At 68.7% G+C, this 12,469-nt stretch carries 15 protein-coding genes and 1 riboswitch; of the genes, 8 read left to right on the top strand and 7 right to left on the bottom strand.

The genetic code is table 11. From position 1 onward, the window contains the following. Positions 1–2: 2 nt before the first annotated feature. Positions 3–209: riboswitch (cobalamin riboswitch) on the top strand. A 168-nt stretch (positions 210–377) separates the two neighbouring features. Next, positions 378–2,228, top strand: a complete 1,851-nt coding sequence (locus tag AAC067_RS11225; RefSeq protein WP_339932534.1) for a TonB-dependent receptor — start codon at positions 378–380, stop codon at positions 2,226–2,228. Here the strand turns inward: AAC067_RS11225 and AAC067_RS11220 are convergent. From AAC067_RS11220 to AAC067_RS11210, 3 genes are all read right to left on the bottom strand, one after another. After that, complete coding sequence (locus tag AAC067_RS11220; protein WP_339932532.1) at positions 2,212–3,120, bottom strand: aldo/keto reductase; 909 nt, start codon at positions 3,118–3,120, stop codon at positions 2,212–2,214. The two genes, AAC067_RS11225 and AAC067_RS11220, sit on opposite strands and share 17 nt — an antisense overlap. Positions 3,121–3,201: 81 nt before the next feature. Further along, positions 3,202–3,834: a maleylacetoacetate isomerase gene (maiA, locus tag AAC067_RS11215; protein ID WP_339932530.1), complete on the bottom strand. Its 633-nt coding sequence runs from the start codon at positions 3,832–3,834 to the stop codon at positions 3,202–3,204. Further along, positions 3,831–4,490, bottom strand: a complete 660-nt coding sequence (locus AAC067_RS11210) for a fumarylacetoacetate hydrolase family protein (protein WP_339932528.1) — start codon at positions 4,488–4,490, stop codon at positions 3,831–3,833. Before AAC067_RS11210 ends, maiA begins: the two co-directional genes overlap by 4 nt. A gap of 166 nt (positions 4,491–4,656) precedes the next feature. Here AAC067_RS11210 and AAC067_RS11205 point away from each other — a divergent pair, with 166 nt between their 5' ends. From AAC067_RS11205 to AAC067_RS11195, 3 genes are all read left to right on the top strand, one after another. Further along, entirely contained in the window at positions 4,657–5,034 is a 378-nt protein-coding gene (locus AAC067_RS11205) for a DUF883 domain-containing protein (protein ID WP_339932526.1), read from the top strand. Continuing rightward, positions 5,034–5,417: a hypothetical protein gene (locus tag AAC067_RS11200; RefSeq protein WP_339932524.1), complete on the top strand. Its 384-nt coding sequence runs from the start codon at positions 5,034–5,036 to the stop codon at positions 5,415–5,417. The genes AAC067_RS11205 and AAC067_RS11200 overlap by 1 nt, the downstream gene beginning before the upstream one ends. A gap of 89 nt (positions 5,418–5,506) precedes the next feature. Then, on the top strand, positions 5,507–5,671 hold the full coding sequence (locus tag AAC067_RS11195; protein ID WP_339932522.1) for a DUF1328 domain-containing protein: 165 nt from the start codon (positions 5,507–5,509) through the stop codon (positions 5,669–5,671). Between the two features lie 88 nt (positions 5,672–5,759). On the opposite strand, the gene AAC067_RS11190 is transcribed toward AAC067_RS11195, so the two are convergent. The 3 genes from AAC067_RS11190 to AAC067_RS11180 are packed head-to-tail and all read right to left on the bottom strand — an operon-like array spanning position 5,760 to position 7,922. Next, a complete protein-coding gene (locus AAC067_RS11190) occupies positions 5,760–6,611 on the bottom strand; it encodes a metallophosphoesterase (protein ID WP_339932520.1) in 852 nt (283 codons plus the stop codon). After that, on the bottom strand, positions 6,611–7,597 hold the full coding sequence (locus AAC067_RS11185) for a diacylglycerol kinase family protein (protein WP_339932518.1): 987 nt from the start codon (positions 7,595–7,597) through the stop codon (positions 6,611–6,613). Before AAC067_RS11185 ends, AAC067_RS11190 begins: the two co-directional genes overlap by 1 nt. Positions 7,598–7,655: 58 nt before the next feature. Then, entirely contained in the window at positions 7,656–7,922 is a 267-nt protein-coding gene (locus AAC067_RS11180) for a hypothetical protein (protein ID WP_339932516.1), read from the bottom strand. Between the two features lie 253 nt (positions 7,923–8,175). Between AAC067_RS11180 and AAC067_RS11175 the strand changes: the two genes are divergently transcribed. The 4 genes from AAC067_RS11175 (at position 8,176) to AAC067_RS11160 (ending at position 11,819) form a co-directional block, all read left to right on the top strand. Continuing rightward, a complete protein-coding gene (locus AAC067_RS11175; RefSeq protein WP_339932514.1) occupies positions 8,176–8,514 on the top strand; it encodes a YMGG-like glycine zipper-containing protein in 339 nt (112 codons plus the stop codon). A 118-nt stretch (positions 8,515–8,632) separates the two neighbouring features. Beyond that, a complete protein-coding gene (locus AAC067_RS11170) occupies positions 8,633–9,088 on the top strand; it encodes an OmpA family protein (RefSeq protein WP_339932512.1) in 456 nt (151 codons plus the stop codon). A 68-nt stretch (positions 9,089–9,156) separates the two neighbouring features. Next, complete coding sequence (locus tag AAC067_RS11165; protein WP_339932510.1) at positions 9,157–11,322, top strand: protein-disulfide reductase DsbD domain-containing protein; 2,166 nt, start codon at positions 9,157–9,159, stop codon at positions 11,320–11,322. 68 nt (positions 11,323–11,390) lie between these two features. Next, positions 11,391–11,819, top strand: a complete 429-nt coding sequence (locus AAC067_RS11160; RefSeq protein WP_339933175.1) for an endonuclease domain-containing protein — start codon at positions 11,391–11,393, stop codon at positions 11,817–11,819. 134 nt (positions 11,820–11,953) lie between these two features. On the opposite strand, the gene AAC067_RS11155 is transcribed toward AAC067_RS11160, so the two are convergent. Then, positions 11,954–12,403, bottom strand: a complete 450-nt coding sequence (locus tag AAC067_RS11155) for a hypothetical protein (RefSeq protein ID WP_339932508.1) — start codon at positions 12,401–12,403, stop codon at positions 11,954–11,956. Positions 12,404–12,469: the final 66 nt, after the last annotated feature.

The raw sequence follows: 12,469 nt of genomic DNA, 5'->3' as shown, positions 1-12,469 counted from the left end.
GACTTGTCGGGGTGGCCCCAGCCTGCCACAAGCGGATCAGGCGGTTTAGGGAACACGGTGCGATACCGTGGCTGTGCCCGCAACTGTAGGCGGCGAGACGTTTGATCGTTCCGGGGCTTCGGCTCTGGCGTCACTGGGAAACCGGGAAGGCGTGATCCAGCGTTTTTGACCCGCAAGCCAGGAAACCTGGCCGCCGACGTCGTTCGTCCGCTGTCCGGGACCAGGCAGAGGCGCGGGGTCCGTCCTGCCTTCAAGATGAAGGCATCCGTCCGTCGAAGCGACCCGATCCATGCGTCACCAGACCGTCCGGTCTGGCGGATCGGTCGCTTTCAACACCGCGGCGCGCGCATTCGCGGCGGTTTGACGGAGATACGCTGATGAAGCGGTCCATCCTGCTGTCCACGGTCGCCTTCGCGACCCTTTTCGCCCTGCCCGCCACCGCCCGGAGTGCCGACGATGACCGGGCCGTCCCCCTGCCCGAGGTGATCATCACCGCCACCCGGCTGCCGGCCATTGTCGCCGACACGCCGGGGGCGCGGGTCATCGACGCCGCCACCATCGAACAGCGCGGGGCGATCTTCGCCGCCGACATTCTGAACGATATTCCGGGGCTGTCGGTGACCCGGTCCGGTGCCTATGCCGGTATCGCCCAGGTACGGATGCGCGGGGCCACGCCGGGCAAGACCCTGGTTCTGGTCGACGGAGTGCCGGTCAATGACCCGTCCGAGATCAACGGAGCCTTTGACTTTTCGGGCTTCGACCTCGGCGACGTCGAGCGGATCGAGGTGCTGAGCGGACCGCAGTCGTCGCTGTGGGGCTCAGCCGCCATCGGTGGCGTGATCGCCTTCACCACCCGTGAGGTCGACGGGCTGCGGGCCGAGGCCGAGGCCGGGTCGTTCAATACGGTGCGCGGCCGGCTGGCCGTGGGTCGGGCCGATGAGACCTGGGCGCTTGGGGCCTGGGTGTCGCGCTTCGACACGGACGGGATTTCGGCCGCCGACGCGGCTGACGGCAATCCGGAGCGCGACGGCTTTGACAGCACCACCGCCGGCCTGCGGGGTCGTTACGCATTCACGCCGGCAGCGCGGGTCGAAGGCACGGTGCGCTGGACTCGCAGTGCGGGCGGTCTGGACGGCAATCCGCCGCCGACTTACGCCTTGGCCGACACGGCCGACACCACCCTTAGCGAGCAATGGTCCGCCAGCGGACGCCTGCTGTTCGCGGCTGCGGGCCTGGACCATCAGATCAGTGTTTCGGCGATTGACCTGACCCGCGCCAACGAAGGCAGTTTCGCCTCGACCTTCACCGCCGACCGCCAAGTCTATCGCTGGCAGGCGACCGGGGCGGCCGTCGCCGGCCGGGTCGACTATACGCTGGGGGCTGAACACGAGGACGACCGCGGAGCCCTGTCGACCGGGGCGAGCGCCCGCACCGGCGTCACCTCGGTGTTCGGCGTGTCGCGGCTGCAGGTCTCGCCCGAACTGAGCGTCACCGGTGCCCTGCGACGCGACGAGACCGACGATTTCGGCGGGGCGACCACCGGCCGGCTGTCGTCGGCCTGGGAGATGGCGGGGGGTTTCATCCTGTCGGGGGCTTGGGGCACCGGTTTCAAGGCCCCGTCGATCAGCCAGGCGGTGTGTGACTACTGCTTTTCCGGCGCACCCTTCCCGGTGCTCAGGCCGGAGACGGCCGACAGCGTCGAACTGGCGCTCGGCTGGGCCTCGGCCGATGGCCGGATCCAGGGGCGGGTCACCGCCTACCGGCTGAATGTCGAGGACCAGATCACCTATGTGTTTGATCCGGTCACCTTCGACAGCGTCTACGTCAATATCGCCCGGACCCGGAGTGACGGGGTCGAACTGGAGGGGCGGGCCGTGCTGGGTCGGGGGCTGGACCTGAGTCTGGCCTATGCCTGGACCGATGCGACGGATCGTGCGACCGGCGCACGGTTGTTGAGGGTGCCCGAACACGCCGGGTCGGCGACCTTGGGCTGGAGCGGCGCACGTCTGTCGGGTGCGCTGACGGTGCGGGCGGAAGGCGATCAGCCGGACGCCGGTGGTATGCGCGAGGCCTTCGTCACTGCGGGTCTGTCAGGCGCATGGGCCGTGACCCCGGCGGTTAGCCTGACGGCGCGGATCGATAATCTGACGGACACGCATTTCCAGCAGGTGTTCGGCTACGGCGAGCCGGGCCGGTCCGGCTATGTCGGGATCAGGCTGCGTTACTGATCGCGCGACGGGCGGCGGTCCCGGGGCTTTGCGCCAGGGCCGCCGGTTGCTCGAACGCTAGCGCCTCCCAGTCCAGATCGGGCCGGGGGGCGTGGGCCGCGGCGAGGATGGCGCGCATCTCGGCGGCCGAGGCCACGCTGGCGACGACTGCGGCCACCTCGGGCAGACCCAGGGTATAGGCCAGGGTCGCCTGCATTGGGTCGATCCGGGCCTCGGCCAGCCGGCGACGGGTGCGCGACAGGATCGGGGCATATTCGGCCAGATGGTCCGGCAGGTTCTCACCGCTCATGAACAGCAGGCCACGGGCGAAGACCGACGACAGGTGGACGGCCACGTCCAGCTCGGCCAGTTCGGACAGGATACCGGTCCGATGGGCGCGCTGGTCCAGCAGATTGCCGGGCATCTGCACCACATCCGGCTTGTAGCGTCGCGCCAGAAGAGCCGGACCGTCCTCGACCGTGGCGCAGAAGCCGACGCGCCGGAACAGGCCGCGATCCTTGAGCGTGTTGAGGCGATCCCACAGGGCGCGACCGTCGGCCCCGGCAAGGTCGGTGGCTTCGGAGACCAGCAGGGTGTCGCCGCGCGGCAGGCCGAGCCGTTCCAGCGAACGACGGGCCCGGGCCTCGACCCGGTCGAGACCCTCACTCAGCGGTACGGTGCGGACCGTGACCTGGAAGGGGGAGGGAAAGGGCCAGGCCTGACCCAGTTGGCGTTCGCCGTCGCCCTCCGGGCGGGTGGCGATCAGCCCGACACCGGCGTCGGCCGCGGTCTGCAGCAGGAAGCGCAACGCCTCCTCGCGCGCACCGGTCGGAGCCGGCAGGGCGCGCTCGGGCTGATGCACCACCGACAGGGCGAGTTTGGCGACGGGAGACTGGGGGGAGGACGGCTTCACCCGGAGACCCTGAACGGCAAAGTTTAAGGTCGCCTCACCGAGACTTTTACAGAATCTTACCCGCAGAGCGCCGGTCGGTGATCAGTCGGCGTCCGGCTGACGGTCCGGATGGGCTGCAATGAAGGCGGGGTGGGCCTCAGCGGCGGATTCGATGGCCAGAAGGCGGGGCCAGGCGTCCAGCGCCACATGGAACCGTCGCGCCGAATAAATCTGCGGAATCAGGTAGCAATCGGCCAGGCCGGGGGTTGAACCATAGCTCCAGCCGTCACCGTGCTCGGCGACCAGCGCTTCCAGGGCCGCGAATCCGGCCGTGATCCAGCGGGCCGCCCAGGCGTCGGTCTGGGCCGGGGCCGCGTCGAACGATTCGCGTAGGACCTTCAGCACCCGCAGATTGTTCAGCGGATGGATGTCGCAACCGACCAGGGCGGCCATGGCCCGGACCCGGGCGCGACCGGTGGTGTCGGCGGGCAGCAGCGGCGGTTCGGGCCGGGTTTCTTCCAGCCACTCGAGGATGGCCGGACTCTGGGTCAGGACCAGGCCGTCGACCTCAAGGGCGGGCACCAGTCCTTGGGGGTTGAGCTTCAGATAGGCCGCGGACTTCTGGTCGCCCTGGCGCAGGTCGACGCCGACCTGGCCATAGGTCAGGCCCTTGAGATTGAGGGCGATCCGGGTGCGGTAGGCGGTACCCGAGCGCCAGTATCCGTGCAGGATCATCGCGGCCTCACCGTGAATGCCAGCGGACTGAGTCCATCGATCGTGGCCTCGACCCGGTCGCCGGCCAGCAGCGGGCCGACGCCGTCGGGGGTGCCGGTGAAGATCAGGTCGCCGGCCTGCAGGGCCCACAGCTCGCCGGCCTTGGCCAGAATCTCCGACGGGTTCCAGATCATGTCGTCGAGGCGGCCCGTCTGGCGGGCCACACCATTGACCTCAAGCCGGATCGCTGCGGCCGGATCAGGCAGGCTGCCGAGAGTCAGATCCCCGCAGGGTGCGGACTGGTCGAAACCCTTGGCCGCGTCCCACGGCCGGCCGGCCGCCTTGGCCGCGGCCTGCAGGTCACGCCGGGTCAGGTCGCAGCCCACGGCCCAGCCGACGATGGCACCGCCGTCGCCGACGGCGCAGACCAGCTCGATTTCATGATGCAGGTCGGCGGTGGCCAGCGGATAGGTCGGGTCGGCCCCGTCGGTGACGAGGGCGTCGGCCGGCTTGGAGAAGAAGAACGGGGCGGGACGCGACGGGTCGCCGCCCATTTCCCGGGCGTGGGCCGCGTAGTTCTGGCCGACGCAGAGGATGCGACGCACCGGAAAGCGGTCTTCGGCACCGAAAATCGGCAGGGACGGGGTCGGGGCGGGCGGGAACAGCCAGGAGGTCATCTGCATTGTCTAGGTCGGACCGCCGCGCTTCGCCATAGGGTGAGGTCTCCGGGCCCGCACAGCGGGCTCGCGTGGCAACAGGAACTGTCGATGGCGGCTGGCGTTTCACGCTTGGCGACCCTATTTGTTCGGGTATCACATTCAATTCCTATCTCCGGAGCGCATCATGGCCACGACCAAGGCACGAGAAGACATCAAGGCTGACATCAAGACCCTGAAGGCAGACCTGACGGTCGGTGCCCGTGAGGAAGCGCAGCGTCTGCGCGAGAAGGCCGAGGCCGCCGAGGCCCGTCTTCGCGAAAAGGCCACCAAGGCCGAGGCCATGCTGCGCGAGAAGGGCGAGGAAGCGCGCGACCGTGCCCGGGTCTATTACGACCAGGCCCGCAATCGTGGCCGCGAATATTATGACGACGCCTCCGAACGGATCGATGAGGCACAGCGCTACATCACCGAGCGCGTTCAGGAACGGCCGGTCCAGTCGACCGCGATCGCCCTTGGCGTCGGTGTGGTTCTGGGCCTGCTGCTGGCCGGTCGCCGCCGCTGATGGTCGGGCGCAGTCTGGTTCGCAAGGCCGTCGCCACGGCGGTCGCGGCAGGCGCGGCCTTTGTGGCCGTGATCGCTTTGGGGGCGACCCTTTATCATGCGCTGACCCTGCTGATGTTGCCGGTCGCGGCAGCGGCCATCACCGCCCTGCTGTTTGCCCTGGTGGCGATCGTGGTGGCGGTGGTGTTCCTCGCCCGGGCCGAGTTCGAAGAGGAAGAAGAGCCGGAAGGTCTGGCGGCACGGGCGTTCGCCCTGTTCCGGGACCGGCCGCTGATGGGCGCTGCGGCGGCCCTTGCCGGGGGCTTCATCTTTCTGCGTAACCCGGCCCTGGCCACGATGGTGGCTGCGGCCTTCACCGAAAAAGGTGCCGGCCGACGGCGCTAGGTGGGGGAACGCCGGTTCGTCGGAGGCGTTGATGATGCAGGCGTGGCCGTGATGGACGCGTCTCCATCAATCGCCTCCGGAGAAACCTGATGCTTCGCTATGCCATCATCTTCCTTATTCTGGCGCTCGTCGCCGGGGCCCTGAATATGGGCGGCGTCGCCGCCGTCTCGATCAATATCGCCTATGTGTTGTTCGTCGTGTTCCTGATCCTGCTGGTGGTGCATTTCGTCACCGGCAAGGGACGCAAGCTTTAGGCTTGGCGCCAAGTACGGAATCGAAGAGGCCGCGATCGTCAGGATCGCGGCCTTTTTGCTGTTCGGACCCATTCGGGAGCCCTCGGGATCAGGTTACGGCCTGTTCCATGGCCCCCGCGACGGTCGGGTCAGGGGCGGTGGCGGCGGCCCGGGTGTCCTGTCGGCGCGGCAGCCGCCAGACCTGTTGCGGTTCGAACCGGTCACCGGTCCAGCCCATGGCGGTGACGGTGATGGCCTGGCTGTCCCAGTCGATCTGGTTGAATCCGGGGGGCGTGCCGCGCTCCCGCAATGACAGGGTCCCGCAGCCGACGGCATAGGAATAGCGGTCCGACAGCTCGATCGGCAGTGCGAAGGGCACGTGGACGTGGCCGGTCATGATCAGGTCGACCCCGGCCTCAGCAAAGATATGGGCGGCGGCTTCGCCACGCCGGACCTCGCCGGTCATCGGTGCGCCCAGCATCTCGATCAGGGGGTGATGGCAGGCCAGTACCCGCAGCGCTCCGATCGGTGCCTGGCGCAGGGCCTCGGCGGCACGCCGGGTCTGGTCCAGATCAATGACGCCCTTGGACCAGTTGAGACGGGCCTGCCAGCCCCGGGCCGTGGTCACGCCCCGAACCATCAGGGCCGCGCCGAGGAACTGGTGGTCATGGGCCGGATGGCCGATTGTCGTTTCGAAGGCCCGCCACGGCCAGAACAGCCTCGCCATCGCATTCCAGTAGGGCACGTCATGATTGCCGACGACGACAAAGGTCGGCTCCGGCATGGCCCGGATCCAGGCTCCCGCCGCCTGGAACTCATCCGGATGGCCGCGCTGGGTCACGTCGCCGGTGATCAGCGTCAGGTCGGCGGGCGTGGTGTGGGCGTAGTCGAGGGCTGCGGCCGTGGCCTGCCGGTGTTCACACCCGAAATGAATGTCGGAGAACTGGAGAATACGCCCCACTAGGCGGCGTCCTCTGCGACGGCCGGTCGGTTGGGGGCCAGCGCCCTGAACGCCTCGGGGATGTAGCGTATCGTGGCCTCATGCCGCAGCAGGGTCGGTTCACCGTCAATCACGGCCGGAATGCGTGAGCGGGCCCGGACTCTGGCGTTGCGGGTCGCGGTGGTGCGCACGGACGGGTCCTGCCTCCAGCCCGTGAACAGGGCGTGGGCCGCCAGACGCATGGCCTGGACCGCATCTGCCGGATTCATCGCCGCTGCTTCCAGCCCGGCATCCTCGCCGATGGCGCGGGAAATGGTCGGACTGATCAGGACGAGCGCCTCGGTTTGACGCCCGGCCACGCCATCGAGCGCATAGCGCAGCCGACCGCCAAAAGCGCGCCGCAGGGCCCGGCGGGCATAGACCCAGGCTAGTTTCATCTGTCCGGTGCGGATGGCTTCGCGGGCCGGGGCCCACAGGGCCGCTGAGCCGAGAATGGCGGCGCAATAGAAGGTGTGCTGACCGTCGGCGTCGCTGATCTCGCCGCCGGCGATGCTTTGGGCCGCGCCCTGTTCAAGGGCCAGCCGCAGGGCGACCTTCCAGTCGGCGGTATCATACAGGGCGCGCGGCAGCATGTTCATGGTTCCGCCCGGTAGCGGGGCGATCAGCGGGCCGTCCGGTCCGGCGCGCGAGGCGATGGTGCCGGCGGTGCCGTCGCCGGCCAGCACGATCAGGACATCAGGTGCCGCCGCCAGGGCCTCGTCGATGCGCGCTTCGAAATCCTCGTGGTTCAGTTCGATGACCGAGGACTCGCAATCATAGTCGGCGAGGATGGCCGTAGCCTCCGCGACGGCTTCGGCATCGACCCCGCCAGACAGGGGATTCACCAGCATGATCAACCGCTTCAATGCGACATGGGCCGTCAGCACCGGCAGAGCGGCAGCAGACCCGGACTCGGCAGGGAAGTCGGCGGCCGTGGTGGCCGTCGGGTCAATCAGGATTTCGCTCATCAGGTCCGAACGTCCCGGCCGGGACGATGTTCCGGCCGGGCAGGTTCGGTGATGGTGGTTACTTCTTCATCTCGTTGGCAGTGGTCTCGGCTCCTTCCTGCAGGGCTTCGCCGGCCTTGGCCGCGGCCGCACCGGCCTCGGCCGCAGCGTCGTCAGCGGCCGCTGGCGCCTTGCCGATCAGACCCTTTGCCGCGTCCCATCCCGTGCTGATCCAGCCGTCGACAATCGCGCCGCCGGCCGCGAGCGACTGTTCCTTGATACCCAGAACGGCGGTCAACGCCCCGAACAGGGCCAGAAGTGTGACCAGAAGTCCGACAAGCGGCACGCCGGAACGCTTGCGCGAACGGGCCCATACCGGACTGGATTCGCCGCCGTCCGCCATTCTGAAAGGTAGAGAAAATCGCATAGAAGCCCCCAAATTGCCCCGTGAGTCCGGACCGCACCCCCTGCGCGACCGCACAAATTCACGGGATCCAAAGCCTAATACAGCTTTGCAGTGGAATATAGCGCGGGAACCGTCACAACAATCCAGCGTTCTCCCCCACGGGGCGAACCCTCGAGGGATGAAGGACATCAATATGTACAAGGCAGTTATCGCGATTGCAGCCGCAGGTCTTATGGCCACAGCCTGTGCCAGCGATCCTTACGCAAGCAATCAGACCGTGCGCCAGGGTGCCATCGGTGCCGGCATCGGTGCCGTCGCCGGGGCCATCATCGGCAACAACGTCGGCGACGGCAATGCGGGACGCGGCGCGGCGATTGGTGCCGTTGTCGGTGGCGCGGCCGGGGCCATTCGTGGCTCGCAGCAGGACCGGACCAACCAGCAGCGTTATCAGGACGCCCAAGGCCGGTACTACTATTGCTACGATAACCGTCAAACCGAATGCTACTGGGAAAACGGTCAGCGCCGCTACTAGGCGAGGCCAGTCCGGACCGGGTTGACCCGGTCCGGAAGCGGGGCGGTTCGTCATTCGGCGGGCCGCCCTTTTTGCGTGCGGGACCCGCCGGGGAGGCGGGGGCCTTTGGAGGGTTGAGATGAAACGGACAGTATTGATCGTGGCGACGGCAGGGCTGACGCTGGCCGGGTGCGGGCTGGGCAGCGGCATGTTCGGGAGCCGGGACGCCTTGGTGGCCGCGCCGGAGACCTGCGTGCCACAACGGTTTGAAATCTATTTCGCTGACAGCGAGGCCCGGCTGACCGAGGCCGCGCGTCAAGCGATCGGGGCCACGGCGGCCCAGTTGCGCGACTGCGATATCCAGCGGGTCCAGGTGATCGGCCTGTCCGACGCCCGGGGTGGCGAAGCCGCCAACCAGAGCCTGTCGGAACGCCGGGCCCTGGCGGTCGCCGATGCGCTGAAGGCGGCCGGCTGGCCGGTGCCGGTGTTTGCCGTCGCGGGTGTGGGTGACGCGGGGGCCGTGACCGAGGCCGGGGCGCGCGAACCGATGCGTCGCCGCACCGAGGTGCTGGTCGAGGCCGCCCCGCGACGCTGAGGCCGGTGGCTCCGCGCTAAGGGTTTGGTTAGAGTTGCCGCTGTTTCGGCCGCCGGATTGAATTCGCCTTGCGCAGACTGACCTTTTTCCTGACCGGCCTGCTGCTGGCCCTGATCGCCATGCCGGTTGCGGCCCAGGCCGTGAGCGGACCGCAGTCGACGCCGCGGATCGAGGCCGAACTGGTGGCGATGTCGCAGTGGGCCGCGCCCGGGTCGACGGCGGTGGTCGCGGTGCGTCAGGACATCCAGCCCGGCTGGCATACCTATTGGCGTAATCCGGGCGATTCCGGCGGGGCCACGACCCTGGGCTGGAGCCTGCCGCAGGGCGTGCGGGCCGGCGGCATCGTCTGGCCGATTCCGGAACGGCAGCGCCTGCTGGGCCTGATGAACTACGGCTATTCCGGTACGGTCTATCTGCCGGTCCCCGTAGAAATTCCGACCTCGGCCCGGCCGGGAACGACGCTGCCGCTGACGGTCAAGGCGCTGTTTCTGGTGTGCAGCGACGAGATGTGCGTACCGGACGAACTGACCCTGGGTCTGGACCTGCCGGTCCGCGAGGGGGCCGCCCCGCTGGATACCCGCCACGGCGCGGCGATCACGGCGATCCTGGAAAGCGCGCCGCGGCCGGCGGGCATCGCGGCGCGGATCGCGCTTGAGGACGGCCGGCTGACGCTGGGCGCGGTGGGCGGACCGCTGGCGGGGCTCAATCCGGGCCCGAGCTATTTCTTCCCGTTCGCGGGCGGGGTCATCGATCATCCGCAAGCCCAGACCGGGACCTGGGGTCCGCAGGGCCTGACGTTGCGGCTGCAACCCGGCGGCGAGACCCTGGCGACGGGTCTGCCGGGGCCGGTCGGGGGTGTGCTGGTCACCGCCCACGGAGCCTATGAGATCGAGGCGGAGCCGGGCGCGATGCCGACGGGGGCGACCGGGTCCGGCGCTCTGGAAGCGGTTGCGGACACAGCACCCGGCGGCGCGGCGGCGGGCGGCACGAGTCTGATCCTGTTCGTCCAGGCGGTGCTGTTCGCCATCCTCGGCGGGTTGATCCTGAACCTGATGCCGTGCGTCTTTCCCATTCTGGCGATGAAGGCGGCGGCGCTGGCCACGGCCGCTCATGATGTTGGCCGCGCCCGCCGCGACGGCCTGGCCTTTCTCGCCGGGGTGCTGACCACCTTCCTGTTGTTGGCCGTGGCGCTGCTGGCGCTGCGGGCCGCGGGCGAAGCGATCGGCTGGGGCTTCCAGCTGCAGTCGCCGCCGGTGATCGCGGGTCTCGCCCTGCTGATGCTGGTCGTGGCGCTGAACCTGTCGGGCGTCTTCCACATCGGCGCGGGGCTGCAGGGAGCCGGGTCAGGGCCGCTCGCGCGCCTGCCCGGCGGGCTGGGGGCCTTCTTCACCGGCGCGCTGGCGGTGGTCGTGGCCGCGCCCTGCACCGCCCCCTTCATGGCCTTCGCCCTGGGGGCGGCGCTGGTGATGCCGTGGCCGATGGCGCTGATGGTCTTCCTCGGTCTCGGCCTCGGTCTGGCCCTGCCGTTCGTGGTGGTCAGCCTGTCGCCCGCCCTGCTGGCGAAACTGCCGCGACCGGGGCCGTGGATGGAACGGCTCAAGGGGCTACTGGCCTTCCCCATGTATGCGACGGCCCTGTGGCTGGCCTGGGTGTTCAGCCGTCAGGCGGGGGCCGATGCGCTGGGGCTGTTGTTTGCGGCGGGTGTGCTGCTGGCGCTGGGTCTCTGGCTGGTCGGTACCGGCCAGAGCCAACGGGCGGCGGGGCGGCTCGGCCGACTGCATCTGGCGGTCGGCGTGGTCGTGCTGGCGCTGTCGGGAGCCACGGCCCTGCTGGCGGCGGTGATTCCGGCGGAGGTGGCGGTGACGGAACCCGGCGACCCGGCGTCCGGACCGGTCGCGGCCCCCTGGTCGGCTCCGGCTGTGGCGGCGGCGCTGGCCGAAGGGCGACCGGTGCTGGTCAATTTCACCGCCGACTGGTGCGTGACCTGCAAGATCAATGAGCGGACCTCACTGACCTCGGCGCGCGTGAAGTCGGCGCTGGAGCGGACCAACGCCGTCTATCTGGTCGGCGACTGGACCCTGCGCGACGACGCGATCAGCGCTGAATTGCAGCGCCACGGGCGATCGGGTGTGCCGTTGTACCTGCTCTATCTACCCGGGTCGGCCGAACCCCGGGTGCTGCCGCAACTGCTGACCGAGGGTGTGGTGGTGGAGGCGTTGAGCGGGGTGGAGTAACTAAACCCTCTCCCGTTGGGAGAGGGCTTGAGCGCACGGCGGCATTGCCGCCGTCCTTGCGCGAAAGGGTGTGGGTCGACTGTCGACCTTCAGCGCAAGCCGCGGCTCTTGCGCCCGTCAGGCCCTGCACCATAGATTGTGTTGTGTCCGGGCAACGCACAGCTTTTGCGCGCAATCAACGGCAGGCTGCCGGTTTGGCCGAGCGTCGGCTGTGGGACCGCCTGCGCGCCGGCAAGGTCGACGGCCACCGCTTCCGTCGCCAGCACCCCATCGGAAAATATTTCGCCGACTTCGCCTGCGACCGTCTCAGGCTGATCCTTGAGATCGACGGCGGCGTTCACCAGCGTGACGACGTTGCCCGGAAAGACGACTTGCGACAGACGGAGCTGGAAACCCTCGGTTGGATTGTGCTCCGTTTCACCAACGAGGAGGCTCTCACCCGGCCCGATCGCATCATCGCGGCGATCCGGGATCATGCGAGGCGGTTGGATCTCTAGGTCCGGAGGTCGTGCCGCGGCTCCGCCGAGGGCCGCCACCCGACCCACACCCTTTCGCGCGACCGATCGCTTCGCTCCCGGGCGCTCAAGCCCTCTCCCAATGGGAGAGGGTATCTCAGACCCTCAGTACAGAGTCAGGATTCCGGCTGCGGCGGGGCGGTGATGACCTCGACGTTGTCGTTCAGCAGATAGGCGAGCTCGGACAGGGCGTCGGCCCGGGCCGGGGCGGTGGTGGCGGCTTCGACGGCAGCGACCTTTTTCGGCATGTCCTCGGCGATGCCGCGCAGGATGCATTTCAGATCGCCGTCGGTGCCGCGCTCGCGCAGAATTATATGGCCCTGCATGTCCAGATCGGCCAGTTCGGCGGCGCGGGCCTTGAAGCCGGAAAATACGTCGCCGGTCATGAAACCGGGCTGGTCGGCGACGCCGCCAGCGGCCCAGCCGTCGACCACGGCCTTCAGCGTTCCGGACCGGGCGACGATGTCGGCGAACAGGGGCTCACCCGCCACCGAAACCGGTGCGTCGACCGCAGCGGGCGGCTGGGCCGCGGCCAGGGCGACATCGGGATTGGTGAGCAGCAGCATGGAAGCAATAGCGAGACCACAGGACATGGCAGACCTCTCGGGGCAGAATTCGCGAATCAGCGGTTG

Source organism: uncultured Brevundimonas sp. (genome assembly GCF_963977465.1).
In the GTDB taxonomy this organism is placed as follows: domain Bacteria; phylum Pseudomonadota; class Alphaproteobacteria; order Caulobacterales; family Caulobacteraceae; genus Brevundimonas.
The sequence above is the reverse complement of the archived record's forward strand: the minus strand, read 5'-3'. Positions and strand labels throughout refer to the sequence as shown.

What these genes read in the sequence shown, in the direction of transcription:
- AAC067_RS11195 (WP_339932522.1), top strand. Translation starts at nt 5,507, where the DNA reads ATGCTTCGCTATGCCATCATCTTCCTTATTCTGGCGCTCGTCGCCGGG.
- AAC067_RS11200 (WP_339932524.1), top strand. Translation starts at nt 5,034, where the DNA reads ATGGTCGGGCGCAGTCTGGTTCGCAAGGCCGTCGCCACGGCGGTCGCG.
- AAC067_RS11155 (WP_339932508.1), bottom strand. Translation starts at nt 12,403, where the DNA reads ATGCTGCTGCTCACCAATCCCGATGTCGCCCTGGCCGCGGCCCAGCCG.
- AAC067_RS11205 (WP_339932526.1), top strand. Translation starts at nt 4,657, where the DNA reads ATGGCCACGACCAAGGCACGAGAAGACATCAAGGCTGACATCAAGACC.
- AAC067_RS11175 (WP_339932514.1), top strand. Translation starts at nt 8,176, where the DNA reads ATGTACAAGGCAGTTATCGCGATTGCAGCCGCAGGTCTTATGGCCACA.
- AAC067_RS11225 (WP_339932534.1), top strand. Translation starts at nt 378, where the DNA reads ATGAAGCGGTCCATCCTGCTGTCCACGGTCGCCTTCGCGACCCTTTTC.
- AAC067_RS11185 (WP_339932518.1), bottom strand. Translation starts at nt 7,597, where the DNA reads ATGAGCGAAATCCTGATTGACCCGACGGCCACCACGGCCGCCGACTTC.
- AAC067_RS11210 (WP_339932528.1), bottom strand. Translation starts at nt 4,490, where the DNA reads ATGACCTCCTGGCTGTTCCCGCCCGCCCCGACCCCGTCCCTGCCGATT.
- maiA (WP_339932530.1), bottom strand. Translation starts at nt 3,834, where the DNA reads ATGATCCTGCACGGATACTGGCGCTCGGGTACCGCCTACCGCACCCGG.
- AAC067_RS11170 (WP_339932512.1), top strand. Translation starts at nt 8,633, where the DNA reads ATGAAACGGACAGTATTGATCGTGGCGACGGCAGGGCTGACGCTGGCC.